This window comes from Streptomyces flavofungini (assembly GCF_041028215.1).
Classification (GTDB): Bacteria; Actinomycetota; Actinomycetes; order Streptomycetales; family Streptomycetaceae; genus Streptomyces; species Streptomyces flavofungini_B.
Window position 1 is genome coordinate 1 of record NZ_JASKYR010000959.1, and the last position, 2,215, is coordinate 2,215.

Annotated in this window: 2 protein-coding genes; both read left to right on the forward strand. The window is 70.0% G+C overall.

The features are described from left to right. The first annotated feature begins 328 nt into the window (after window positions 1-328). Window positions 329-532, forward strand: a complete 204-nt coding sequence (locus tag AB8Z36_RS37095) for a hypothetical protein (protein WP_369217785.1) — start codon at window positions 329-331, stop codon at window positions 530-532. Window positions 533-767: 235 nt separating this feature from the next. Beyond that, on the forward strand, window positions 768-2,215 hold a 1,448-nt coding region (locus AB8Z36_RS37100; RefSeq protein ID WP_369217786.1), incomplete at its 3' end, for a chromosome segregation SMC family protein.

A 2,215-nucleotide genomic window follows, 5' to 3' on the forward strand; every position in this document is an offset into this window, starting at 1 on the left:
GGCAGAAAGAGCCTGGTGGTTGCCAAGAACCCCTTGCAGTGGCAGGCTCCGCGAGTAAGGATGATCTCCACGCCCCCAGGGCCCCGCAGGAGAAGAGCGCCGCCACTTTCCGGGCCGCGCGCCCCCGGGACGCCCTGCGGTACGGGGCGTGATCGTGTTGACCGTCAAACTTTTTGGTGAGACTCTGGAAGCCCCGCGCACCTTAGCTGTTTGGCATGTGAGAACGGCCCAGCAAGACCCGCAGAACAATGAGTGCCAGGCACCGCGGGTGCGATTCCCACGACCCACACCGCTTCGGTCGGTCACTCAGTGTGGAGGACCATTCATCATGGCAAAGGCGCTTCTCGGTTACGTCGGCGGCAGCGACCCGCGACTTCTCGCTGAGATGCGAAGGCTCCAGCAGCGTGTGCAGGACCTGGAATCCGAGCTCATGCGGATCCACCAGGAGAACGAGGCTCTCGCGGCTGCCGCTTCTCACGAATCGCTCATGGAGAGCATTGACGTACCCCAGGCGGAGCCTGCGCTCACCTGACCCCCAATTGAGCACGCTCGCACAGGGCCTTCGCGAAGGTGAGGAAGGCTCTCGGTAAGCATGTTGGTCAGGCGGGCCTGTCAGCCGCCTGCTTTCCAGATCTGCAAGGGACGCTTCGGCGTCCCTTCTTTCTTGTCCCCCGAAGCCGGTCATCCGCCGCGTCGCTTCCTTTACCGTCTGATGTGCCCTGCACCTTCATCGGTGAAACGGGCGGCGAAAGGTAGAGTCCGACGGCGTGCATCTCAAGGCCCTGACCCTGCGTGGCTTCAAGTCGTTCGCGTCGGCGACGACGCTGAAGTTCGAGCCCGGCATCACCTGCGTCGTCGGACCCAACGGCTCCGGCAAGTCCAATGTCGTGGACGCCTTGAGCTGGGTCATGGGCGAGCAGGGCGCCAAATCGCTGCGCGGCGGCAAGATGGAGGACGTCATCTTCGCCGGCACCACCGGGCGCCCGCCGCTCGGCCGCGCCGAGGTCTCGCTCACCATCGACAACTCCGACGGCGCGCTGCCCATCGAGTACGCCGAGGTCACCATCACGCGGATCATGTTCCGCAACGGCGGCAGCGAGTACCAGATCAACGGCGACACCTGCCGCCTCCTGGACATCCAGGAACTGCTCTCCGACTCCGGCATCGGCCGCGAGATGCACGTCATCGTCGGCCAGGGGCAGCTCGACGGGGTCCTGCACGCCGATCCCATGGGCCGCCGCGCCTTCATCGAGGAGGCCGCGGGCGTCCTCAAGCACCGCAAGCGCAAAGAGAAGGCGCTGCGCAAGCTCGACGCGATGAAGGCCAACCTCGCGCGCGTGCAGGACCTCACCGACGAACTGCGGCGCCAGCTCAAGCCCCTCGGCCGCCAGGCCGCCGTGGCCCGCCGCGCCGCCGTCATCCAGGCCGACCTGCGCGACGCCCGCCTCCGGCTGCTCGCCGACGACCTGGTCAAACTCCGCGAGGCGCTGAACGCCGAGGTCGCCGACGAGGCCGCCCTCAAGGAGCGCAAGGACAGCGCGGAGGCCGAACTGAAGGCGGCCCTCCACCGCGAGGCCCGCCTTGAGGAAGAGGTGCGCCGCCTCACCCCGCGCCTTCAGCGGGCCCAGCAGACCTGGTACGAGCTCTCGCAGCTCGCCGAGCGGGTGCGCGGCACCGTCTCGCTGGCGGACGCCCGGGTCAAGAGCGCCACCGCCGCGCCCCCCGAGGAGCGGCGCGGCCGCGACCCCGAGGACATGGAGCGCGAGGCCGCCCGCATCCGCGAGCAGGAGGCCGAGCTCGAGGCGGCGCTCGAAGCCGCCGAGCACGCCCTCGACGACACCGTGGCCCACCGGGCCGACCTGGAGCAGCGCCTCGCGGTCGAGGAGCGCAGGCTCAAGGACGTGGCACGGGCCATCGCCGACCGCAGGGAGGGCCTGGCGCGGCTCGGCGGTCAGGTCAACGCGGCGCGTTCGCGGGCCGCGTCCGCCCAGGCCGAGATCGACCGCCTCGCCGAGGCGCGCGACGGGGCGGCCGAGCGCGCGGTCACCGCACAGGAGGCGTACGAGCGGCTCAGGGCCGAGGTCGACGATCTGGACGCGGACGACGCGGAGCTCGGTGAACGGCACGACGCGGCCCGCAGGGACCTCGCGGCGGCCGAGGCCGCGCTCACCTCGGCACGGGAGGCGGCGACCGCGGCCCTGAGCCGCTCGTACGC

Excerpts from the sequence above, each read along its gene's own strand:
- AB8Z36_RS37095 (WP_369217785.1), top strand. The coding sequence starts at position 329 with ATGGCAAAGGCGCTTCTCGGTTACGTCGGCGGCAGCGACCCGCGACTT.